Genomic DNA, 22,818 nt, shown 5'->3' with positions numbered 1-22,818 from the left:
CTATTTGCATGGAACGTGACGGGGACAGACGCGCGCAGGGAGCCATCCACGCCAGTGGCGGGCAGACCGTACTATCGGGGCCGCAACGGGTGCCGCCCCGAGACCTACTGTCCGAAGTAGTCGCGCAAGAGCTGGGTGGTGCGCGCCGCCGGGTCTTCGCGGATGCGGCGCTCCTCGTCGGCGAGGATCGTGAACAGGCCGTCCAGGGCGTGATCGGTCACGTAACGGTCGAGATCCACGTCCAGCCCGGACAAACCGGGGATACGGCCCGCGGCATCGCGCAGCGGCTGATAGACGCGATAGACATCAGCCCGCTCCATCTGCTCCTGCACAATCGGCATATAGCGTTCGCGCAAGGTGGATTCGGACGCGTCGCGCAGATACTGCGTGGCGGCATCATCGGCCCCGCGCAGCACGCCATACACGTCCTCCGGCCGCATCCCGCGAATGGCGCTGACAAAGACCGAAACGGCCTCCTGCGCCGCAGACTCCGCCGCACGATTCATCCGCCGCTCCAGATCGTCCACCTGGCTGGCGAACCCGACGCGCCGCAGCGTATCACCGGCCTGCTCCAGCTCCTGCGGAAGACCGATGCGGATCAGCGCGTTGCCCCAGTACCCGTCCTCGCGACCGGTCCGCTGCACCGTACGCTCGGTCCCCACCCGCAGCGCCTCGCGGATCGCCTCCTCCGCGCGATCATCGCCGCCGCCATTCAGGCCGAAATCACGCACATCCAGCCCGGCACAGGCAGTCAACAGAAACGGGATCAGCAACAGGGGGAATACGACCAAACGAAGCATGCAGACGCTCCTCGAAAACAGCATGGCGGTTAGTGGTCCAGGCATCATACACACCGGTCGGCAGGTTGCCTGCGCCCGACCACAACGGTGCACAAGCCCTTGCCGCGACACGTCGCATATCGGATGGTGATTGACCATGAGCCGCCCCACACGCCCCCAATCCCACCTGCGCAAGCGCCTGATTGTCGTGGGCCTGATCGTCGTGCTGCCGCTGGTGGTTCTGGCGGCCTGGCTAAGCTGGACGGAACAGCACCCGGAGCACGAGCGCGAGCTGCGCATCGAGGTGCAGGATCGGCTGCAAGAGTGGTTCCCCGAGGCGATGGAGCTACCGGATGAGCTACTGGGCTTCGTGCCACGCTCGGAGACCTTCGACGATTCCGCCCCGCCCGATGTACTGATGCTGCATGGCCTCGACGAACCCGGCAACATCTGGGACGAGCTGGCACTGTCCCTGGATGCCGCCGGGCTCAACGGCTGGGAGTTTCGCTACCCCAACGATCAGGCCATCGAGCAAAGCACCGACCTGCTGGCCGAATACTGGACCGAGCTGGATCCGGACCATCCAGTGATCTTGATTGGCCACAGCATGGGCGGCCTGGTGATTCGGGACTTCATCACCCGTTATCGCCACCCGGTAGGCGCCGCACCGAGCGTGGAGGGCCCCCGCATCGACGGCGTGATCCTGGTCGCCACGCCCAACCACGGCTCCGATTGGGCGCGGCTGCGGGTGTGGCTGGAGGTGCGGGAGTGGCTGGCCGACATCCGCGAGCAGCGCTTCTCGCTGTTCGCCGGCCTGCGTGACGGCACCGGCGCCGCCAAGATCGACCTGCGCCCGGACAGCACCTTTCTCGCGCAACTGAACGCTCGCCCGTGGCCGGACACGATCCCGGTCCGCATCATCGGCGGCGTGCTGACCGAGCCGACCCCGGCGATGGAGTCCAGCCTGGAGGCCCTGAGCGAACAGCTCGGCATCGAGGATCTGCCGGAGCGCGTCGGCCAGTGGTGGGACGAGACCGGCAAGGGCCTGGGTGACGGCGTCGTTCCGGTGGGGTCCCTGGTACTGGAGGGCCACCCCGAACCCCTGCTCCTGGAGGCCTCGCACCGCGGTCTTCTGGTACCCGGCGCCTTGACGGACGAACCCCCGGCCATCGACCCGATCCTGGAGATCCTCGATCAGTGGCAAGGCAACCCGTAAGCGCAAGAGCCCGGGGTGTCCCGCCCGCGCGGAACGTCCGCCGGAATCCTGGCTCTCAAGAGGATGGATATCCCTCTGCTCGTCATCGGCGCCCTGCTCATCGCCAGCCTGACCGCGTTCTTCTCGGGCGTACTGCCCTACCCGGTCGGCTGGATCATCCTGGGGATCGCCTTTATCGCCCGCCTGATCTACCTGAGCGGGCGCTGAAGACCCGCCGGATGGCTCGTTCTCGGCTTCTATCGGCGCGCCCGGACTGTTTTATGGTCAGAGTCACAACAACAGGGAAAGCCCCCGGATGACGATCTTTACCCTCAGTGGCATTTACACCGGCCGCGTGGCCCAGGACTACGCCAAGGGCCGCGCCAGCGCCATCGACAAGCAACCCGTGCCAGGCGAGGTATCAGTGGATCGCCTCGGCCTGACCGGTGACGAACAGGCCGACCCGGACAATCACGGCGGTCCCGAACGGGCGCTGCTCCACTACAGCCTCGACCATTACGCCTGGTGGCAGACGGAGTACCCGGCGCGGGCCACGCGCTTCGAGCCCCCCGGCTTCGGCGAAAACCTCGCAAGCCGCGGCATGGACGAGCACAGCGTTCACATTGGCGATGTCTATCGCATCGGCTCCGCCCGGGTGCAGGTAAGTCAGCCCCGAACACCCTGCTGGAAGCTGGACGTCCGCTTCGACATCCCCGGCCTGGCCCGCCGGGTCCAGGAAACGGGCCGTTGCGGCTGGTTTTACCGCGTGCAGCAGCCGGGCACCCTCGCCGCTGGCGGCGCGATTGAGCTTCTCGAACGCCTCCCTGGCAGCCTCAGCATCGCCGCGGCCATGGCCACGGTCTATCAGCAACCGAACCGCCAGCACCTGCAGCAACTCGCCGACTGCGAAGCCCTGGCACCCAATTGGCGGGACAAGGCCCGAAGAAAGCTGCGTGGCGCGCCCGCCGCCAGTAGCCAGTAGCGGCTCAATAGGGAGACGCTGATTGAATCGCGCGCTCGCGCTCGAGTCGCTTTTGCGTGCGAACAAGGCGCGGTGACTGCCGTGCAGTCATTCTGCACAAGGGAGCCGCAACGCCGTGCGCGCGCAAAAGTGGCCGAGCCCCTTCGGGGTTGGTGCCCCCTGTTCCCCGATCCTGCGTTGCGCCGCTTGCGGGTAGAACCACTACCCGCTGCACGACGCGCCTTGTCTCGGAAAACAGGGGGCACCAACGCGAGCGCGCGATTCAATCAGCGTCTCCCTAGTGGCGAACCACCGTCCAAATAAGGCGCCTCAGGCGCACGCTCCACTGGCCTTGAGACCACTGGCCAATGATGGCTTTCCCTGTCCTGCTTCCCTTCTAACGAGACGCACGGCCGCGGTCTTAACCGACAAGATATTCACGCCAGCTCCCTTCTTCCATCATGGGTGCGAAGAGCATGTAGTACGGCCCCCGGTCCAGATGGGCGAGGACGCCGTTGTTGTGGATCTGCAGGAGCTCGTAGTTCACCAGCGCCTTGGCCAGGCCCTGGTGGGCATGCTCCGGCGACTCCCATTCCATATGTACGAAATACTGCGCGGGGGTCTGCGCCGGGATCGGTGGATTCGCCGTCGGCTCGGTCCCGTAGTTGGTCGCATAACGCGGCGGGTTTGCACCCAGCGTGGCCTTGGTAGCCCCTTCCGGATCCAGCTGAAACGAGCCGATCGCAGAGACGCCAATCTGCTTCAGAATCATCCAGCCAATCATGCCCGGTGCATGCTGCTTCAGCCAATCGAGAGTCTTCCGGGCACCTTCCTCGAACGCCTCCTCATGGCCATCCATGACCCAGTGATCCCCCACGACCACGGAACGCTGAGAGGCCAAAGCCATCTTCGGCACCGGTTGCTGATTGGCAAAACTGGCGGCGAGCGCATGTGGAACATCCGTCATGGCCAGCACCGGGGGCAGATCAGAGAAGCGAATCTCGTAGAGCGGTTCCCAGGGGCCCTCGATCAGCATGTCGAGACAGGCCCCACACAGTTCGTAGATGGTGTCGAACTGCTCGTAGTGCATCTCCTCATGCGACTTGACGTCCTTCCATACGGTGTACTGGAACATGCCAATGGGGTTGAGTGTTTCGCGCATGTCCAGCGCGCCCCCACCGAAACGCCCCCCCATGGGATGAATCCCGGTCTGAATCAGCTGCTCGAAACCCAGAAAGCCGGGATGCTTCGCCGTCGTAATACAGACCTTCGGGCCGACCTTGTTCATCTTTTCGTGGGACTCGAGCGTATTCGTCACCTTGCTCATGTTGATGGCAATGATTGGATTCTCGGACATGGCTTGTCACCTCGTTGATCCTGGACACCCACGGGCGGACCACCATGCGCAGGTGGCCAACAACAGGGCCCGACAATGGCCAAGCCTGGCGCCTCCCGGTTTTTGGCCACTGCAGTCCTTGACTGTAGGCCAAATGCACCGCTGGAAGCCTCCCGCAACGTGAGTTGCCGCCACTCTGGAGGCCGATCCTGTGAACAGCGGCCGCGGACTTTCAAAAAATCATCGGAAATTCACGGCTTCCCTGCTTTCTTCTTAGCTTCTTTTCCTGGAGATACCCACCATCACCCCATGACCAGGTTCACCAGGGGGAACAATCCGAACCAGAGCACATAGCCCAGGGATGCCGCCATCAACCCGTCAATTCGGCCCCTGGGGCCTTCGCGGTGCAGCGCACGCCACAGGAGCCAGGCAAGCCACGCGGCATACGGGACCACCACATACCCGATCCCGGCATAGGCCCCCTGCGCCCCTCCCAGCGCATCGAACAACGCGCCGCTGGCCGCCGCCAGGATCGTGAACGACAACGCCACCCAAAGCGCACCGTCGTTGCCCAGCCGCACGGCAAGGGTACCCTTGCCCACCGCGGCGTCCGCCTCGCGGTCGGGAATGCCGGATAGCGTGATCGACGGCAGAATCGCCAGGAACAGCGGCAGGCTCAGCAGCCAGGGCAAGGGCGCGGTCCATTCGCCCGCCAGAAACACATAGCCACACAGCAGCACACCCAGGCTGTGCGTCAGTGCAACGTCCAGCTCCCCCAGCCCCCGATAGCTAAGCTTCAGCGGCGCGGCCGTGTAGCCGATCGCCAGGACCGCGAGGACGGCCATCACCACCAGGATCGGCCCTGCGTCTCCCGGTGCGGTCGCCAGCAACGCAACGAACGCGAGGACGAAACCCACCAGCGCGACGGCAATCCCCCCGCCCAGCTCGCGCGCGGACAGCAGCCCCTCCACCAGCACGCGCGATCCACCGGTGAAGGGGCCATAGAACCGGTTTTGCCGGTCCGAGCCAAAGTCCACGCGCTCGTTCACCAGCACCGTGGCCACTTCCAGTAGAAACAGGCACAGATACCCAAGCCAGAACACCGGGTTGCCGAACACCCCGCCCGCCGGAGCAGCAGCCAGCGCGCCCACCGCATAGGCCACAAAGGTCATCGGATAGAACTGCAAGCGCAAAGCCTGCAACCAGGCGCCGGCCTTGTGCGAGAGCCACTCGCCCGGACTCTCGCGCCCCTTGGCCAGACGCCGCCCTTCCTCTCGCGCGCGCTGCAACCAGGCTTCGCGCTGGATCTCGTTGCTATTACGCACCGAGCCGAACATCAACGAGCGCACCGGCCGGACCCCACAAAACCCCAGCGTGGCCCGTGCCATCGCGTTGGTACCTGGCTGGCGATACACAAGTCGGTGGATCAGCGGCGGCGTGTCCATGGTCGTGATCAGTTGCGCGGAGCGGCCCTGCAACAGCCCCTCATATCCGGTACCGCCCTCGCAGGAGCGAAAGGCGAATTCCGGCGTCATGATTCGGTCCAGAAACCCCTTGAGCAGCGCCGGCATGGTGCCCCACCAGGTGGGATAGACGAACACCAGGTGATCGGCCCATTCGACGAGGCCGCGCGCGGCCTCCAGGTCCTTTTCGAGTGGCTGCTGATTGGGCGAAGGGGTGTGTACGTGCGGATCAAACTCAAGGCTCGCCAGCTCCAGGGACTTCACCTCGGTCCCGGCCGCGCGCGCCCCTTCGCTGTAGGCTTCGGCGAGCGCCCCGCACAGACTATTGGTGCGCGGGTGGCCCAGGATGACGAGCACCTTCACGCGGCAACGTCCCAGATTGTCGTCATGCCTTCGTTCCCCGCCCGGAATCCATGACCACGACCATCGTCATGGGTATCGCAAGCGGGGTTCTGCAAGCGAATCGGATTGCACCCCTGCCAACGACGTGCCCCTGCATGACGAAACCCTCCGTACCGCGTTGCTCACCCATACCCACGATCCCGCACCAGCCCCCGTCCGCGCCGACCGACCGTTTTCGCGCCGATCCCGCGAGTCGAGGAATTCGTTCACCACAGCGGATCCATCCAGAACATAGCCCGCGCCGGAGAGGCTCGCTACCGATCCGTCATACGCAGAAGCGGCATTCCGTTAGAGAGCTCACAGAATCCGATCCAGCGGACCAGTTCACCTGGCGTACGAAAAACGGGGGCGGCGAACTGCGTCTGAGGGTGGCTCAGCGACGCGGGTTACGGATTCCGAGCGCATCGGCATCCCGTTGCGGTTCGGACGCCCTGCGCAGTTCTGCGACGATCATACGGAGCGATACGGCAAGCAGAACCGCCCCCAGCCCCAGCATGCCGTCGACCAGCCAGCCATTCGCCAGAAACGGAAAGATCGGACCGTCACTACCCCCGAGCTTTTCGGCCAGCCCCATCCCCAGCAGGAGCGACCCCGGTGTCTGCACCAGCGCCGCACGGCGGAAGACCTGCGCCCGTGCAGTCGAGTGCTGTGCCGCGGCTACCGCGGACTCTTGCACGTCATCCGTCACGGCCGACATGGCCGCCTCCGGCGGCGGTGAACCCGGCCCAACGCCCCTTTCAGCAGGACCCTCGGGGGCCACTGCAGGATGCCGATAGGCAAACACCCACCACATCAACAACGGGCTGCCAAAGAACGCAAACAGCACCACCCCGAAAGACCCCGCCCCGGATGCCTCGCCACCGTTCAGCGCATGCGCGAGCAATACCGTGGCAAAGGGCAGCACCAATGTCGCGAGGGCATACAACACCCGCACCCCAAGCGCGGCGCGCCGCCGCGACAAAAGCATCACCAATGCGGCCAGTACCGCGAGACTGTATACAACCAGAAGAATCATGAGCGCCTCCCTGCGTCACGTGATTGGAACGGTCTGTCGCTGCGGGGCCTGGCGACCCCGCCTGCCGATCGTACCGTCATGGACCATCCGTTGCTCGTGACCGCCCCCCTGCGCCTTGCCGGCCTGACCGCATTCTTCGCAGGCGCGACTGTCCTATCGGACCGAGTCGATCAGCCCGCGTCGTCCAGGCCTGGAAACTCGAGTTCGTAACGCAGCTCTTCCTCTGGCTGCCGGATGAAGTTCCCCTGAACCAGGTCGATCTGGGCCTGCCACAACAAGGCCAGACCATCGGCATCCTCCACATAGCTGGCCATGGTGTAGGCACCGACCTCCTTTGCCTGACCCAGGAGGCCGTTGAGCCGTAACGAAGACGTGGCGGAGTGATGCAGCCCCACGGTGAGTTCCCGCGCGATCTTGACGTAGTCGGGCCGCATTTCGGCAAGCATACGGCGCGTATCGGCATCGGTACTGGCGCCAAAGTGTTCCAGGGCAATGCGGATCTCCATGTCTCGGAGCGCATCAGCAAAGGCCGAGAGCTGGTCCAGCCGACCCAGGACATCGCCCTCGCGGAGTTCCAGAACCAGGCTTCCCGGCCACACCGGGTGCTCGGCAAGACTCTTGCCCAGCCAGGGCAAAAAGCTCGAATCGCCCAGCGAGCCGCGAGACATCTTCACGAATAACCGGGATTGTGGATGGCTCACGGTCCGGGCACTGAGGATCGCCAGGGCGTTACTGATGACCCAGCGATCGAGATGACGGTCGAGTTCGAGACGTTCCGCCATCTCGACGAACTGTCCCGGCAACAGGATCTGCCCATTCGGCTCGCGGATTCTCAGGAGCACCTCATGGCGTTCGATCTGATCGGATCCGCTGATGTTTGCGATCGGCTGAAAGACCGGGAACAGTCGCTTTTCCTTGATGGCATGGGCAATAGTGCGCCGCCAGTGACTGCGCTCTTCGACCTCCAGATCCGGGGTCAGCAACTCCGGATCAAGTTGCACCCGGTTGCCGCCACTGTTGCGGGCCTCGCTACAAAGCGCGATTGCACGGTCCAGAGCCTTGAGCGGACGTTCCCACACCACCTGTCCGACACCGATGCTGGCCGCAATGGTTCCGCCCGGGAGACCGGACACGCTGGCACCGGGGGTCCACTCGTGCAAACGGCGCGCGAGTTCAACGATCTCCTTCACGTCCTTGCGTTGAGCAGTCGCAATCAAGCCCGCCTCGCCATGGCTCACTACCAGATCGCCCGGTCGCATGGCCTCGCGAATCCGGCGCACGAATTGGTTGCGAGTCTGCTGATAGTCGATCGGACCGAGGCGGGCGAGTAGCGCCCCGGGGTCGTCGAACGCCCACTGCAGGACCACCGCGGTCCCCTGCGCAGGATCAAGGCAGTCGAGATGGCATAACACGAGACGCTCAAACTCCAGGGGATGCACCAGCGTCGGCGCTCGACCACTCTCGGCCTGGCCGTGCGCCCGCGACCGAATCCGGCGGTGCCATGCAGCCCGCGCACGAACCCGGCAGACGATGTCCGCATCGGTACTGGCGGGCGGCAGGTAGTCGATCATCCCATTGCCGGGTGAGCCATCCGGTGCCCCCGGCACACCCAGGGCCAACAGGGGGATGTCCAGAGACATGTCGTGGGGAAACAGCAGGCGGCCGATCTCCTCCGCGGTGACCCCCGGCAAAGACCCGGCGATCACTACCGCCTCCGGCCGACTATCCGCCACTCGATCAACGACCTCCAGGGGGTCCATGCTGATACCTACCTCCAGCCCGGCCTGCCGCAACATGGCCGCCGGCTCCTCGACAGACCCGTCGTCCGAGCCGAGCATGAGCACCCGGTAAGGGGTCAGAAAGTCGTCCTGCACCAGCCCGCGTATGGCCCCCACCAAATCCAGGTCCGTCACGGGCCGATTCAGCAGGGCATCGGCACCGGCGCGGAGCACATGCAGCTCTGCCTGTCCTGGCCCTCCGTTGACAGGCGCCAGGATGACCAGCGGCACGCCCGGCAGCGAACCGTCACGCAGATGGACAAGCCGCGACAGTTCAGCGTCGTCCATCGCCGCCAGTTCGGCCAGCATCACGTCGGGTGCAGTCGACTCGCCCGGATGCGGCAGGGCCGCCTCATCGGCGCACGCAAGAACCGCATAACCGTGTAGTCCCAGCAGCAAGGCGGTCCCGCTCTCCGGCGAAGCATCCGCCCCGAACAGACACACCAGAGGCCGCTGGACCGTCGGGGCAGGCGCGGCCGCCTCGGCGTCGTACGCGGCGAGCGGAAGTTCGCCCCGCACGCTTTCGCGCAGCCGCAGAACCAGGGCTCCAATGGTCTCGAGATCGGCCGGATTGGGACGCACCGTAGTGGCCGCATACTGCGTCAGACGCTCATCAATCCGGCGAGCGGTGGTGAAAGAGTCATCCATTGCCGAGCCGGTCAGGCCACTCACCAAAGCCCGCGTTATGCTCCGGACATCCATCACGTCCTGTGGCCGGAACCCGCGCTGGCGCACGATGTACCAGCGGTCCCTGAGGTCATCGACCACCTTTGGAAGCTTCTTCAAGAAATCCGTATCAAGGGCATCCGACACGCCCCCGGATGACTGGGTTTCGGAGTTATGCATCATGTAGACCCGGACGTGAGCAGTTCAGCGTCACTATAGACAAGTATCCACGGCCCATGGGGCCGAGCGTCCAGCCCTGACCTCCAGGACGCTGCTCGACCAAACGGCTCTTCGCGGGGCATAACGCCGAGGGGCCTTGTGGCAACCCGGTTCGGTTATGCCCGAACCGAGCCCCGGGTTAGGATGACGACTCGCATCGTGCGGAAGGGGTGATCGTGCTGTTCTGGCTCACGTTGGTGCCGTTCGTGTTGCTGTTCGTGTGGCTGGTGCCATTGCGGCGGCCGGCCTTTGAAGCGGCACCCATCGCCTATCTCGCCACGCTGGTGCTGGCCGTGCTGGTCTGGCAGATATCGGGGACGGTGCTGGTAGCGAGCCTGCTGGATGCCGCCATCGTTTTCGTGGAGGTCCTGCTGATCATCCTGATGGCACTTCTGGTGCTGAACGTGATGATCGGCACCGGCCATATGGCGGCCATTCAGTCAGTGATCGCCAGCGTCTCGCGCGACCACCGGGTTCTGGCCATGCTGCTGGGGTGGGGGCTGGTCGGCTTCGTAGAGGGCATCGCCGGCTTCGGCACCCCCGCGGTGCTGGCGGCACCGCTGCTGGTGTATTTCGGCATGCGGCCCCTGAAGGCGGTCGCCATCGCCCTGATCGGCAACAGCACCGCCGTCCCCTTCGGTGCGGCCGGAACACCCGTGATCATCGGCTTCGCCGGCCTCGGCCTGGATGCGGAGACCACCCGCTCGGCGGTGTTGCAGACGGCGCTCATCCACACCGTCCTCGCACCGTTCATCACGCTATTCATGGTCTGGGTGGCCACGCTGGGCGAAGAACGCGGGCGCTTCCGCGAGTTCGTGCCCTTCGCCGTGCTATCGGCGCTGGCGTTCGGCATCCCCTATCTGCTGGTCGCCTGGCTGGTGGGGCCGGAACTGCCATCGATCATCGGCGGCGTGGTGGCAATGGCGGTGATTGCCCTGGCGGCACAGCGCGGCTTCCTGCTACCTGGGCACGAACGGCGCCCAGAGGTCGAGCGGGCCCCAGTCGGGCGCGTGCTCCTGGCCTTTGTGCCGTTCGCGGTAATGGCCGTGGCGCTGATCGCCTCGCGCACCATCATGCCGCTGCGCGAGGCCCTGCAGTCCGTGCGCTGGTCGCCGGGCGAGTTCAACGGCATCGAGCTGGGGCAGAGCCTGGCCCCGCTGTACACACCCTATTTCTACTTTGGCCTGGCCCTGCTCACCGCGCTGATCCTGTTTCGCGTAAGCCGGGCCACGCTGGGTCAGGCGGTGACCGCCACCTGGGGCAAGCTGCGCGTCGCGGCCATCGTGCTGGCGTTCATCATCGCCCTCACCCAGCTCCTGCTGACCTCCGGCACCAACGCGGCCGGCCTGCCGTCGATGCCACAGGTGCTGGGGCAGGGCCTGGCGGAATCGCTGGGCGGGACCTTCGTGATGTTCAGCGCCTTCCTCGGTGCCCTGGGCTCGTTCATGACCGGGAGTGCTACCGTCTCCAACCTGCTGTTTGCCCAGCTCCAGGCGGACACTGCCGATGCCCTGGGCATGGCGCTCCCGACCGTACTCGCCCTGCAACTGATTGGCGCCGGGGTGGGCAACATGATCTCGCTGCACAACATCGCCATGGCGGCCGGGGCCGCCGGCCTGCAAGCACGCGAGGGTCAGGTGATCCGCGAGACCATCATCCCGGTGATCGTGGTCTGCCTCGGGGCCGGATTGCTGGCGCTCGCCTGGTAGGCGCGGGAGTGCCATATGAGCTCGGCCCACGTGAATTCTTGCTCATGGAAGATGATGGGTGTCCGCTTTTTCTCCTCGGGTCGAGTGCATCCGGGACTCACTGCAGAAACCGACGATGCAGTCCGCAAACAAGGTCATGGGTGTCCTCTTGTTTGCCGGCCGTGTTTGCCGGGCAAACTTCAGCAGGCATTCCCGCTTCTGACAGCGGCGGGTGACATACCAGACATGACCCGGCACGTAGTGGCGATGGGCTCGTCGCATGGGCCCCTCCCTGGAATACCCATTCGACGGCAGAAATCGCGGCTTTAAGCGCCAATGACACCCGCTTTATCCTCGTTTCATCTCTGTTTTCGCCATTTCGCGTGTTCCGCCCCCGTTTTGCGGTCAAACCTGACCTATAGTGCTTTCAAGAACCCCGCCGGGACGCAGATCCCATGACCGAGACCTCGGACATCCGCAGGAAGGGCTTCGTCGCCCACATGGCGACGGTCTTCATCAACGCCCTCAACGACAACTTCTTCCGGCTGGTGGTCATCTTCATCGCCATCCGTGAGTTCGTCGCCGAGGGCGAAGGCACCTTCTACTACAGCCTGGTCGGTTTCGTGTTCCTGCTTCCGTTCGTGCTGTTCTCGCCCTGGGCGGGCTACATCGCCGACCGCTACAGCAAGAAGATCGTGATCGTTTGCACCCGCATGGCCGAGGCCGCAGTGCTGCTGACCGCCGCGCTGATGCTGATCACCGACAACTTCCCCGGCCTGCTGGTGACCACCTTCCTGATGGGCCTGCAGAGCACGTTCTTCAGCCCGGCCAAGTTCGGCATCCTGCCGGAGCTGGTGCGCTACCAGCAGCTATCGCGCGCCAACGGGCACATCCAGCTATGGACGTTCCTGGCGATCATCCTCGGCACCGCGCTGGCCGGCTTCGTGATGGAGTTCGCCGGCGAGGCGCTTTGGGTCCCGGCGGCACTGATCGTGACGCTGTCCGTCACCGGTCTGGTGACCAGCTTGTTCATCGCCCCGACCCTGGCAACCGACAACCCCGCGCCGTTCCGCCTGAACCCGTTCGCGACCGTCATGCAGTCGGTCACCGAGATCCGGCCGCAACGCGTCCTGTTCATGGTGATCCTCGGCATCGCATGGTTCTGGGCTCTGGGCACGCTGTACCAACTCAACGTCCCACTGTTCGCCGAGGTCCATCTGGAGCTGGGCGAGCTCGCGACCGGCATCATCCTGACCGCGCTGGCGCTCGGCATCGGAACCGGCAGCATCCTTGCCGGCTACCTGTCGCGTGGCGGCATCGCCATGCACCATGCCCCGGCCGGCATGATCGCGGCGGCCCTGATCAGCGCATTGCTGTACTTCGCCACCGACAGTTACCCCGCGACGCTGATGCTGATGGCCCTGCTAGGCATTGCCTCCGGATTCTTCATCGTGCCGATCACCGCCTACCTGCAGGGTCACAGCCCCGCCGACCGGCGCGGTCGTTTCATCGCCGCCAGCAACTTCCTGGCCTTCTCCGCCATGCTGGTGGCGCCGGTCCTTTTCTGGCTGCTCACCGGGCCGGCCGGAGCCACGCCCGCACATGTATTCATGATCGGTGGACTGGCCTCGCTGCTGGTCGGGTTGACGGCCCTGCGGCTGTACCGCCGCCACCGCGCGGAGGCAGATGCCTGAACCGTCAGGCTGCATCCCGCAGCCGTTCGATCAGGCGCTGGGCGTCCCGGGGCGCGGCCCCCTCGGCATCGTTGTCGAAGTAGACATGCACCTCGCGCCCCTGCGCCAGCCACTGCCGCACGCGGTCGGCCCATTGGTCCAGCAGGCGGTCGCTGTAGGCCGAGGCATAGGTGCGGGTATGGCCGTGCAGGCGGCAGTAGGCCAGCGGACCCGCTACGGTCTCCCAGCACGGCCAGTCCGGGGCATCGGACTGGCAGATCCCCACTCCGGCCGCGTCCAGCTGCCCCGCCACCGCCTCGGTAAACCAGCTGGGATGGCGGAACTCGATCGCATGCCGCACCTCCGGCCAGAACCCCAGCGCGGCGGTGAACGCCTCTAGACGCTCCCGGTTCACCGCGAAGTTCGGTGGCAATTGCCACACGATCGCCCGCAGCCGGTCCCCCATCGGTTGCATGCGTTCCCGCAGCAGCCGAACCGGGTCCCCGGCGTCCTTCAATCGGTGGATATGCGTGACGAACCGGCTGCCCTTGATCGCGAAGCCGAAATCCGGCGGCGTCTGCTCCGCCCACCGCTGCACGGTCGTACTCGCGGGCAGGCGGTAAAAGGTGGCATTGATCTCCAGCCCGCTGAAATACCGCGCACAGTGGGCGAGCCACTCGCGCTGCGGCACCCCGCGGTAGAAGTCGTCCTTCCACGCTCGGTAGTTCCAGCCGGACGTCCCGACATACACACGGGCCATCGAGGCCTCCTTCAGGCTTGCCTGCAACGAGCGTAGCGCCAGGCCCGGCGCCCTACCCGAGGGTGCCACAATCTCGCCTGTGCTCCTGCAGTGGAGTCGCGTGCCGAAAGCGGGCGGCCCAATGTCCGCCCGTTCCCGGACGGCTCGCGCCCCCGGTCACGGACGGTGACGACTCGCCCCGGTCGTCACGCCTCCCGCAATCATGTGAGCCACCCGCAGCGGTTCCGGCAACCGGCTATGGACTCGCTGGTCTTCCAGGAGCCTTTGCGCCGCCTCGCGACTCAGCCCGCAGCGCTGCACATACAACCCCGCCAGCGGTTCCATGACGCCGGCGGCCTCGATCAGCCGCCACTTGCGCGCGCCCCCTGGAACATGCCCGAGCAGCGCACGGCGAATCGCGGGTAGATCGGGTGCGTGGCGCGTCACCGCGAGGACCGGTAACCCGGTGCGCGCGTGCAGCGCCTGCAGATCCACCACGTTGAATCCGGCCAGGGTGATCCCCTGCAACAGGATCGCGTGCAGCTGCGGTGCAAACGGACTGCCCAGCAGGCATTCAGCCAGACGCGCGGTGGCGTTGACTCCATCGCGGCGCACCCGCGTCGAGATCACGCCGTCCAGCCGCATCCCGGCGAATACCGCACCGACCACCCGCACGTCGCCTCGATGCTGCCGCGCGAACGGCGCATCATCGAAACCCACCACGTGTGAAAGACGTTCGTGCATCCGCTTCCCGGTCTGCCGCCTCCCGCGCCGCGGCGCTTCACAGTTCCACTGGTGTCCGCCCACGCCTCGCCGACCCGCAACGCACTCGGGGCGGGCTCCCCCGGCAGCGGCCCGTCCCGCTCCGGCGGACCATAGCGGACCCGCCTCGAAGGGCCACCGCTTGCACGGGCGCCCGCAATACCCTACATCATGGCAGATACAGGCCCCGTTCCAGAGAGCAGACCGTGACAGACGAACTGCAGCGCATCCGCTTCCTGGTCAAACGTGACGGCGAGCCCGCAACGCGGGAATGGGTCGAGCGCACATTGAGCATCTACCGCGAAGCGCTGGCCGGCGCGGGCAATCACCCCCCGGCCGCGCATTACCGCACGGAGTTCGAGCACGCCATCCGCCGCTTCGAACAGTGGCTGCACGGCAACATGAGGGACGACACGATGACGTTATCCGTCGAGGAGTTCTCCCGGGCGCGGGAGATGGTCAGCGGCCTGCTGGAGGAACTGCATCTGGGGACCTACACGTTCGATGTCGAGCCGCACGACGACGGCTGGGAGATTCGGGTCGAGTGCGCCGCCGAGGACGGCTGGATGACCCGCACCTTCAATGCCAGCCGCGAGGAGCTGCAGCGCGACGACGATGCCACTGTGCGTCAGCGTCTGCTCGACGCCTGGGCCGTGCAGCTGGCCGGCTGTCAGCGCACGCGCTGACTGGATACTTGACCGAATCAGTCCGCGATCAACTGCTTCGGGGGGCCATGTCGCCCCCTCCCTGCCAGCAAGTGATGCCCCCTGAGCAGGGACGGCAGCAATGTTTCCGGCTATCAGGGATCGATCAAGAGCCTCCTGGTCGATCCCAGCAGGCGCAGCCCCCCCTTGAATCGACGGCATCCCGGGACATTTCGTACTTCCACGCGGTCTCACCCAGTAGATGACCTGGGCGGCTGACCTTGGACACCCCACATCGGGCGCCCGTCCGAATCGCTCAAAGGGGGCTCGCCATGCGCCCGGACCTGATCACGGTATTCGGCGGCACCGGCTTTCTCGGCAGCGCGATCGTGCACGAACTGATCGATGCCGGACACCACGTGCGGATTGCTTCCCGCCGGGCGACGTTACCCGCCGCACTGGAACAACACGCCCAAGTGGCGCACTGCAGCGCCGATATCCGTGACGATGCCGACGTCGACCGGGCCATCGAGGGAGCCACCGGCGTGGTGAACGCGGTCAGCCTGTATGTGGAACAACGCGATCTCCGCTTCACCACCATCCACGTGGAAGGCGCTGCCCGCCTCGCCCGGTCGGCGCGCGACGCGGCCCTGGCGCGAGTCGTGCAAATCTCCGGGATCGGGGCGGACAGCGAATCGCGCTCCGCCTATATACGCGCAAGGGCCGAAGGCGAGTCGGCCGTGATCCGCGAGTTCCCCGACGCCTTGATCGTGCGTCCCAGCGTGCTCTTCGGCCCGCATGATGCCTTCCTGCGCAACCTGGCCGGCCTGACGCGCCTGCCGGTCATCCCCCTGTTCGGCCGCGGAGAGACCCGCCTGCAGCCGGTGCACGTGGCCGATATCGCCCGCGCCGTGGCCAGGCTGTTCGCCGCCACCCCGCCCGCACGCTCTGTCTTCGAACTCGCTGGCCCCGACATCATGACGTACCGCCAGATCCTGACTCTGGTACTGGCGCACCTGGAGCGCCAGCGCCCGATGGTGCCAGTGCCCTTCGCGCTCTGGCACGCACTGGCCCGGCTCGGCTCGCTGCTGCCGAACGCACCCCTGACCCGGGACCAGATCTTCCTGATGCAGAAGGACAATGTCGCCGGCGAAAATTCGGGAAGCTTCACCGACCTCGGCATCACACCCCGCAGGCTGGAGGATTCCCTTCCGGACTGCCTCCCGGCGGAATGATTCCCGGATGCGCCGCCGCGCCGTGCGAAATCCAGGAAGGTGGGTGTCCTCTTCCTGTTCGCTCTTCCTGTTCGGGGATGCGGCACCCCGGACCGCGGCAACATCCGGCGGCGCACCCCTCACACGCCCAACAAATGCGCACCGCAATTGCACCATCGTTGAAACCACCCTATGTTCCTGAATATGAAGTCATGAAATCGTGGTGATCCAATGGCACGAGCGCACACCTTCGACCGAATCACTGCCCGGCCACTCGCTCTGTTAACCGCCCTGTGGCTGCTGGGCGGCGCCGCCGTCGCCGAGGACGACCCGGGCGCCCAAATTGCACAGGAAGGCAATGATCGCGGCGCGACCGCCTGCATCCAGTGCCACGGCGAACAGGGCCAGGGCCAGGCACAGCCCCCATTCCCGCGCCTGGCGGGGCTCCCGGAGGCCTACTTGGTCGAGCAGATGACGGCCTACCGGGAAGGCCAGCGCCCGAATGCCACAATGGCCCAGATCGCCCAGCATCTGGACGATGACGAGATCGAGGCGGTCAGCCGCCACTACGCCGAGCTGGAACCGGCGGGCGGGCCATACCGGGTGCCGGAAGACCTGGTGGAAAAAGGGCGCGAGATTGCGCTCGAAGGGCTGCCGGATCGAAATATCCAGTCCTGCGCCTCCTGCCATGGCGAACAGGGGCGGGTGCGCAACCCCAGCCTGCCGCCGCTTGCCGGCCAGCCGCCGCGCTATCTCATGGCACAGCTTCAGGCCTATGCGCAAGGCGCCCGCGACACCCCCCTGGCCGGACTGATGCAGGGCCTCGTCCAGGAGCTGGAGGAAGAAGAGATGGCCGCCGTGTCGGCCTACTTCGCCTCGATTCCCGCCCGCGAAGAGTAACCCCTTTCCCGCGGGACAGCCGCCCGGACAGAAACAAGTCCCGGCGGCACCGGGCCGTCGGGGCTCGGCTTCACGGTTGGCCGACAGGGTTACCCGCCGCCAGCGGCTTCGGCCAGCTGATTACCCAGGCCAGAATCGCTTTCGACCCAGCAGGCGAGGTCACGGTACTCGTCCACGCTCAGACTCCCGCGCAGCGCCCCGGGCTCAGCCCTTGCCTCTTGCGGTCACCCCCTGGGACGGCCCGTCCCGCGCGAGGCAAAAGGCACCATCTGACCCCGTAGTCTCGCCTGCTTGCGTCCATACGACCGGCCTGCCAAATCCGAAGGCAGAGCCCATACGCGTGCGTGTCTCCACGGTAGTGCGGAAATATCCCGGAGTGGTTATCGTGTTGGCGCGGGACAAGGCAATCCCGCTGTCGGGTCCGGTATCGCGCGGCCCGGATGAGTCAAAACAGGGAGAGAACATGCCAGGGAAACTGATCGTGGGCGGCCTCGTGGTCGCCGCCGCAGGTGTCGGGTATTACCACTACGAGGTCCGTCAGGTCGAGCAGAAGCTCGACGACATGGTGGAGCTGCTCGAGCCGCTCGGCACGCTGCGCTACTCCGACGTCGGTATCGGCCTCGGGGGCGAACTGCACGTAAACGGGCTGCTGTTTGAACCCAACAACAGGGCCATCGGCCGCATGCGGGCAGACCGCATCACGCTGGAGGCCGGCAACCTGTGGCGGCTCGCCCGGCTTCGGCACACGCTGGATGCCCGACGCCTGCCGCGGCAGCTCGGGTTTTCGGTGAACGGCCTGACCCTCCCGGCCGGCATCGCCGCAGGCGCGCAGGGCGACACGCCTGCGCTGTGGCTCGACACCGCCGGCTGCGGGGCCTATCAAGCCGCCCCGCCGGACGCCCTGATGGCCGCACTCGGCTATCACGACATCCCGCTGGACTTCGGCGCCCGATACCACCTCGAAGAGGACCACAATAGCCTGACCGTGCACAGCACGTTCGGCATGGGCCCACTGGGCCAGGGCGCCTCCACCGGACGCTTCGACATCCAGGCCGCCTCGAACCGGGCCCGCGATCTCGCTCCGGCGCTAATGACCGCCTCGCTACAATCCTTGACGATGGGGTACGAGGACCGGGGGTACTATCCGGCGCTGATGGAATTCTGCGCGAACGAGATGGAGATGGCTCTCGAGGAGTATACCGAGCACCACAAAGGCGCCTGGGTCGAGGCCTGGCGCCCCTTCGGCGTGCAGCCCGGGCCCGGCATGGTCGATGCCTACAGCCGCTTCATCGAGGACCCCAAGGACATTTCGCTGCGCATTGGCCCGATCGACAATCCGGCGCTCCTCTGGGCCAACGTCGACACCCCGACCCACCTGCTACGTCGGGTCGAGTCCAGCCTGACCGTGGCGGGAAAACACTACGGGCGAGTGGATCTGCGCTCCGTCGCTCCGGGCCCCGCCAGGCCGACTACGACCGAGAATACGAACTTGAACACGGGCCCGGCCGCCTCGGCCACGGCACCCGACCCATCGCATGTCCCGAACATCGCACTGAATGCACTGGGCGACCACATCGGCCGCAATATCCGCATCCAGCTCGCCGACGGGCGCGCCCGCGATGGCGAACTGCTCAGAATCGAGGAGGAGCACATCCGTGTGCGCCGACGCTTCGGCAGCGGCTACATGGTCGTGCCAATCGCGCTGTCCGACATCGCCGAGGTGCGCCCACTCCGCTGAGGCCTGCGCGCCCCGCCATTGTAGATTGTAGAAAACTGCTGGAGCACAACATGGCATTGCACCACGCCACACCCGGAGAGATCGTGGACGTTCGCCCCTTGGGGAAAGAACTGCGCGGGTCAAAAAGTGCAACGCTGCTGCGTTCGCAGCATTTGCAAGTCTTCCGCGTCGTGCTCCCCAAAGGCGAAGAGTTCAGTGATCACGCCGTACCCGGAGAGATCACGATCCAATGCCTGGAAGGCTCGGTCGATTTCCGTATCGGGGAAGACAAGGTCCAGCGACTCACCGCCGGCGCCCTGATCTATCTGGATGGGGGGCAGCCCCATGCCCTCAAGGCGCTGGAAGACGCGTCAGTCCTGGTGACCATCTACCACCCGCGATAGCCAGATCAACCGATATTTGGCGTGATTCCACGCCACCATCCCGGACTGCACCGGGCCGGTTCCAGGCCCGGGCGCCACTCAGCGCCTGCTTGAGACGGAACCGACTGCCTCTGCGCGCTCGAGTAGACCGCCCCCCGAGTCCCATCCTCGCGCAGACGAGATGACCGGGGCTGACCTTGCCCTTTGCCCATCCACTGCCAGCCGAAATGCCCGGGGTCGAACCTTGCCCTTTGCCCATCCGCCGCCAATCCGCCGACCTGCTACATCCGCAGGTAGGATTCTTAGCCCTGCCGGGAACAACTTCACAGGGTGTTCCGGTACATCCGCCCGCCCTTCATGATCAACCGCAACGAGTTCTCCGGCTCCGCCAGGAAGGACAGATCCCGCTCCGGCTCCCCGTCGACCACCAGCAGGTCTGCCAGGCCGCCGGGCTGAATAACCCCCAGACCGCTGCCGTAGGGCGCGCGCGGCCCGGATAACGCCAGGCAGCGGCCGTTGTCCCCAGTGGCCATGCGCAGTACCTCGAGGGGTTCGTAGAAGCGGGTCATCTTGGCCAGCTGACGCCCCTGGGTATGGGTCTTGTCGGGGGCAAACAGGATGTCCGTGCCCCAGGCGGTCTGTACCTCATGCTCGCGTGCCCACGCGTAGGCCTGTTCCGTACCCCTGGCCACCCGCGTCTGCTTCGCCACCTGTTCCGGATCCCGGTAAACGTTGGAGTCCTCGTCCTGGAGAAATGGCTGCAGGCTCCACCAGACGCCCTCGCCCGCCATCATGCGGACCGCCTCCTCGTCTGCCAGCTGGCCGTGTTCGATGCAGCCGACACCCGCGCGGATGGCGCGCTTGATCCCTGCGGGCACGTAAACGTGCACCGTGGCGTAGGTGCCCCAGTCCCTGGCAGCCTCGACACCCGCGCGCAACTCCCGTTCGGTGTACTGCACGCTATCCAGGGGATCGTAGAGGGAGGCCACACCGCCACCAGCCATGAGCTTGATCTGGCTTGCGCCCAGCATGAGCTGTTCCCGCGCGCGACGGAGCACCTCGTCGGCGCCATCGGCGATCACCGACACCCCGGAAAGCTCCGTCTGGGTGGGGCCGGACAGGGCCGTGCGCGGTACTTCATGGCGCATGCGGAAATCACCGTGCCCCGAGGTCTGGCTGATCATCGCGCCGGAGGGGTAGATGCGCGGCCCCGGGGTAACGCCTTCGTCAATGGCGCGCTTGAGAGCGAAGGCGGGGCCGCCCACGTCGCGCACCGTGGTGAAGCCACGCATCAGCGTCGCCCGCGCCTCGCGCGCCGCCTGCAGGTGAATGTAGGCCGGATCCGCCGTCAGGGCGGTGCGCATGTCCACTCCCGCCAGGGTGGTATGCCAGTGGGCATCGATGAGTCCGGGCATCACCACCCGTCCTCCGCAATCCACACGCAGCACATCCTCGGGCGCCGCGTCCGGCGTGATCAGATCGACGATCCGCTCACCCTGGATCAACACCGCCACGCCTTCCCTCAGATGGGGGGACTGGCCATCGAACAGCCGCAGATTCACCAGTAGCAGGGGGCGATCCGGCAGGCCCGGCCGCTCATCCGGCCCGGCCGCTACTCGGAACCCGGCGAACATGCCCACTAGCGCCGCCATGCCTCCCAGCATGCGCCGGCGGCTGATGTCCGCCTCGATACGCTGCATGGCGCGCATGGTCTCCGGCCGGCCGCACAGGCACGACGTGCCCCCGGGGTGTTCGGTGCCGCAGCAGGGGTGGGAGTGGACAGGCTCGCGCATCACTGGCCTCCTTGGGCAAGGCCGCTGACCAGTAAACACCGGGAGACGTCCGAGCCGCCCGATCCCTAGTTCAGATTAGCAGGGATGAGTGCATCCTTGACCCTCATTCTCATCCCTTTGTCTCTTTGGAAACATTGTCGGCAGATGCGCCGTGACGGCGATGTCGGACCCCGCGAATCCAGCTCCCGAAGCAGGTACAAGCGCTACTCGGAACGTGGTTGGGGCGGAACCGATTGCTTCTGCGAGCTGGAATAGACGCTCAAGGCGGTCACGGTCAGCAGGATCAGCCCCATGCCGAAGATCTGCACGGCGCCCAGGGTCTCGCTCAGGAACACCACGCCGAACAACGACGCGGTCACCGGCTCGACCATCGCCACGATCGACGCGACGGCGGGTGCCGTGTGGTTCAGGCCGATGATGTAGAAAATGAACGACAACCCGGCGCCCAGAACCCCCAGCACCACGAACAGCGGCCAGCTCGGCGTGCTCAGCACAGCCACGGTCTGCTCGGGATCGCCCAGCCCGAACAGGATGACGACCAGGACCGCGAACGCGATCACCAGAATCGCCTGCGGACTGCCGTGGGGTGCCGCGAACTTGAAGCCGAAAATAAATACCGCGTAGGACAGCCCGGATGCCAGGCCAGCCCCGGCGGCGATCGGCGTCACGTCACCGGCGCCGATATCGTAAATACCCGTCAGCAGCACCACGCCCAGCATGACCATCGCAATCGCGACCCACTTGAACAGCGTGGGTTTTTCGAGCCCGAGTGCGAAAGAGACGAGATAGACGAACACCGGGGCGCAGTACATCAGGGTCGCGGCCACCGCGACACTGCCCTCCGCGATACTCAGGAAGTAGAAGGTGAAGTTGCCCGCGACACCCAGGCCGGCAATCGCCGACCAGAACCACATGCGGCCATTGGCCAACCCGCTGCCATGCGGGCGTATCGCGAGCCAGGCGAGAACGAACAACAGCCCGATCGCGCCCCGGTAGAACGACACCACCACCGGGTCCCAGCCCTGGCCCGTGAGAATGCCCCCAATCCCGCCGGACAGCCCCCAGGAGAACGCCGCCAGTGCAACGAACAGCGTACTCAGGCCCACCACTTTGTCGGATGAAAGCGACCTCAGCGGGGTCGGTGCGCCCTGTGCCATTCAGCCAGTCCCTATGGTGGGTAGTGAGTGAGTCCCGACCCGTCGATCCTCCTGGTCGGCAACATGTTTCGCACTGACTATACGATCGGTCAGCGAAACGCTGCAGCCTAACGCCCGAGATCAGTCGCACAATATACCAGCGCTGGCTGCGCGGTCTTGTGGGGCATAAATGAACGAGGTCAGACGCTTTCGCCCAGGAACTCGGGAATCGAATCGTCCTTGTTCATTGGGCGCTCTCACTTAACCGTCAAGACAATCATGGGCATCCTCTTTCTCCGGCCGACACGCAGACCGTCAGGATTCTTTCCAAAAAGGCACACACGAGAACAGATTC

The 22,818-nt window shown here is 65.7% G+C and carries 19 protein-coding genes; 10 read left to right on the top strand and 9 right to left on the bottom strand.

Annotated elements, in window-relative coordinates; all coding sequences use genetic code 11:
* Positions 1–104: 104 nt before the first annotated feature.
* Positions 105–800, bottom strand: a complete 696-nt coding sequence (locus D578_RS0111450; RefSeq protein WP_018950083.1) for a DUF4197 domain-containing protein — start codon at positions 798–800, stop codon at positions 105–107.
* Positions 801–936: 136 nt separating this feature from the next.
* Between D578_RS0111450 and D578_RS0111445 the strand changes: the two genes are divergently transcribed.
* The 3 genes from D578_RS0111445 (at position 937) to D578_RS0111435 (ending at position 2,956) form a co-directional block, all read left to right on the top strand.
* Positions 937–1,995, top strand: a complete 1,059-nt coding sequence (locus tag D578_RS0111445) for a triacylglycerol lipase (protein WP_018950082.1) — start codon at positions 937–939, stop codon at positions 1,993–1,995.
* Between the two features lie 63 nt (positions 1,996–2,058).
* Complete coding sequence (locus tag D578_RS16065; RefSeq protein WP_018950081.1) at positions 2,059–2,202, top strand: hypothetical protein; 144 nt, start codon at positions 2,059–2,061, stop codon at positions 2,200–2,202.
* A gap of 88 nt (positions 2,203–2,290) precedes the next feature.
* Positions 2,291–2,956, top strand: coding sequence for an MOSC domain-containing protein (locus D578_RS0111435; RefSeq protein ID WP_018950080.1), 666 nt, complete (start codon positions 2,291–2,293; stop codon positions 2,954–2,956).
* 400 nt (positions 2,957–3,356) lie between these two features.
* On the opposite strand, the gene D578_RS0111430 is transcribed toward D578_RS0111435, so the two are convergent.
* The 4 genes from D578_RS0111430 to D578_RS0111410 form a co-directional block, all read right to left on the bottom strand.
* Positions 3,357–4,292, bottom strand: a complete 936-nt coding sequence (locus D578_RS0111430) for a sulfur oxygenase reductase family protein (protein WP_018950079.1) — start codon at positions 4,290–4,292, stop codon at positions 3,357–3,359.
* A 281-nt stretch (positions 4,293–4,573) separates the two neighbouring features.
* On the bottom strand, positions 4,574–6,097 hold the full coding sequence (locus D578_RS0111425) for an NAD(P)H-dependent oxidoreductase (RefSeq protein ID WP_018950078.1): 1,524 nt from the start codon (positions 6,095–6,097) through the stop codon (positions 4,574–4,576).
* A 412-nt stretch (positions 6,098–6,509) separates the two neighbouring features.
* On the bottom strand, positions 6,510–7,151 hold the full coding sequence (locus D578_RS0111415; protein WP_018950076.1) for a hypothetical protein: 642 nt from the start codon (positions 7,149–7,151) through the stop codon (positions 6,510–6,512).
* Positions 7,152–7,321: 170 nt separating this feature from the next.
* Complete coding sequence (locus D578_RS0111410) at positions 7,322–9,778, bottom strand: EAL domain-containing protein (protein ID WP_026289315.1); 2,457 nt, start codon at positions 9,776–9,778, stop codon at positions 7,322–7,324.
* A 212-nt stretch (positions 9,779–9,990) separates the two neighbouring features.
* Here D578_RS0111410 and D578_RS0111405 point away from each other — a divergent pair, with 212 nt between their 5' ends.
* Positions 9,991–11,523 carry an L-lactate permease gene (locus D578_RS0111405; protein ID WP_026289314.1) on the top strand — a complete coding sequence of 511 codons (1,533 nt, stop codon included), beginning with the start codon at positions 9,991–9,993 and terminating at the stop codon, positions 11,521–11,523.
* A 434-nt stretch (positions 11,524–11,957) separates the two neighbouring features.
* Positions 11,958–13,196 (top strand): MFS transporter, encoded by a 1,239-nt coding sequence (locus tag D578_RS0111400; protein WP_018950073.1) that lies wholly within the window; start codon positions 11,958–11,960, stop codon positions 13,194–13,196.
* 4 nt (positions 13,197–13,200) lie between these two features.
* Here D578_RS0111400 and D578_RS0111395 read toward each other — a convergent pair whose 3' ends face one another.
* Positions 13,201–13,935: a DUF72 domain-containing protein gene (locus D578_RS0111395; RefSeq protein ID WP_018950072.1), complete on the bottom strand. Its 735-nt coding sequence runs from the start codon at positions 13,933–13,935 to the stop codon at positions 13,201–13,203.
* A gap of 156 nt (positions 13,936–14,091) precedes the next feature.
* Complete coding sequence (locus D578_RS0111390; protein ID WP_018950071.1) at positions 14,092–14,658, bottom strand: DUF99 family protein; 567 nt, start codon at positions 14,656–14,658, stop codon at positions 14,092–14,094.
* 224 nt (positions 14,659–14,882) lie between these two features.
* Between D578_RS0111390 and D578_RS0111385 the strand changes: the two genes are divergently transcribed.
* The 5 genes from D578_RS0111385 (at position 14,883) to D578_RS0111365 (ending at position 19,555) form a co-directional block, all read left to right on the top strand.
* Entirely contained in the window at positions 14,883–15,362 is a 480-nt protein-coding gene (locus tag D578_RS0111385; RefSeq protein WP_018950070.1) for a hypothetical protein, read from the top strand.
* Positions 15,363–15,652: 290 nt separating this feature from the next.
* Positions 15,653–16,555, top strand: a complete 903-nt coding sequence (locus D578_RS0111380; RefSeq protein ID WP_018950069.1) for a complex I NDUFA9 subunit family protein — start codon at positions 15,653–15,655, stop codon at positions 16,553–16,555.
* 210 nt (positions 16,556–16,765) lie between these two features.
* Positions 16,766–17,434 carry a cytochrome c gene (locus D578_RS0111375; protein WP_018950068.1) on the top strand — a complete coding sequence of 223 codons (669 nt, stop codon included), beginning with the start codon at positions 16,766–16,768 and terminating at the stop codon, positions 17,432–17,434.
* Between the two features lie 463 nt (positions 17,435–17,897).
* Entirely contained in the window at positions 17,898–19,172 is a 1,275-nt protein-coding gene (locus D578_RS0111370) for a hypothetical protein (RefSeq protein WP_018950067.1), read from the top strand.
* Positions 19,173–19,222: 50 nt separating this feature from the next.
* Complete coding sequence (locus D578_RS0111365; protein ID WP_018950066.1) at positions 19,223–19,555, top strand: cupin domain-containing protein; 333 nt, start codon at positions 19,223–19,225, stop codon at positions 19,553–19,555.
* Positions 19,556–19,857: 302 nt separating this feature from the next.
* Here D578_RS0111365 and D578_RS0111360 read toward each other — a convergent pair whose 3' ends face one another.
* Positions 19,858–21,327 carry an amidohydrolase family protein gene (locus tag D578_RS0111360; protein WP_018950065.1) on the bottom strand — a complete coding sequence of 490 codons (1,470 nt, stop codon included), beginning with the start codon at positions 21,325–21,327 and terminating at the stop codon, positions 19,858–19,860.
* Between the two features lie 203 nt (positions 21,328–21,530).
* On the bottom strand, positions 21,531–22,484 hold the full coding sequence (locus tag D578_RS0111355) for a DMT family transporter (RefSeq protein ID WP_018950064.1): 954 nt from the start codon (positions 22,482–22,484) through the stop codon (positions 21,531–21,533).
* Between the last annotated feature and the right edge of the window lie 334 nt (positions 22,485–22,818).

This window comes from Thioalkalivibrio sp. ALMg11 (assembly GCF_000377905.1).
Classification (GTDB): domain Bacteria; phylum Pseudomonadota; class Gammaproteobacteria; order Ectothiorhodospirales; family Ectothiorhodospiraceae; genus Thioalkalivibrio.
This window is presented reverse-complemented; position numbering and strand designations above follow the sequence as displayed.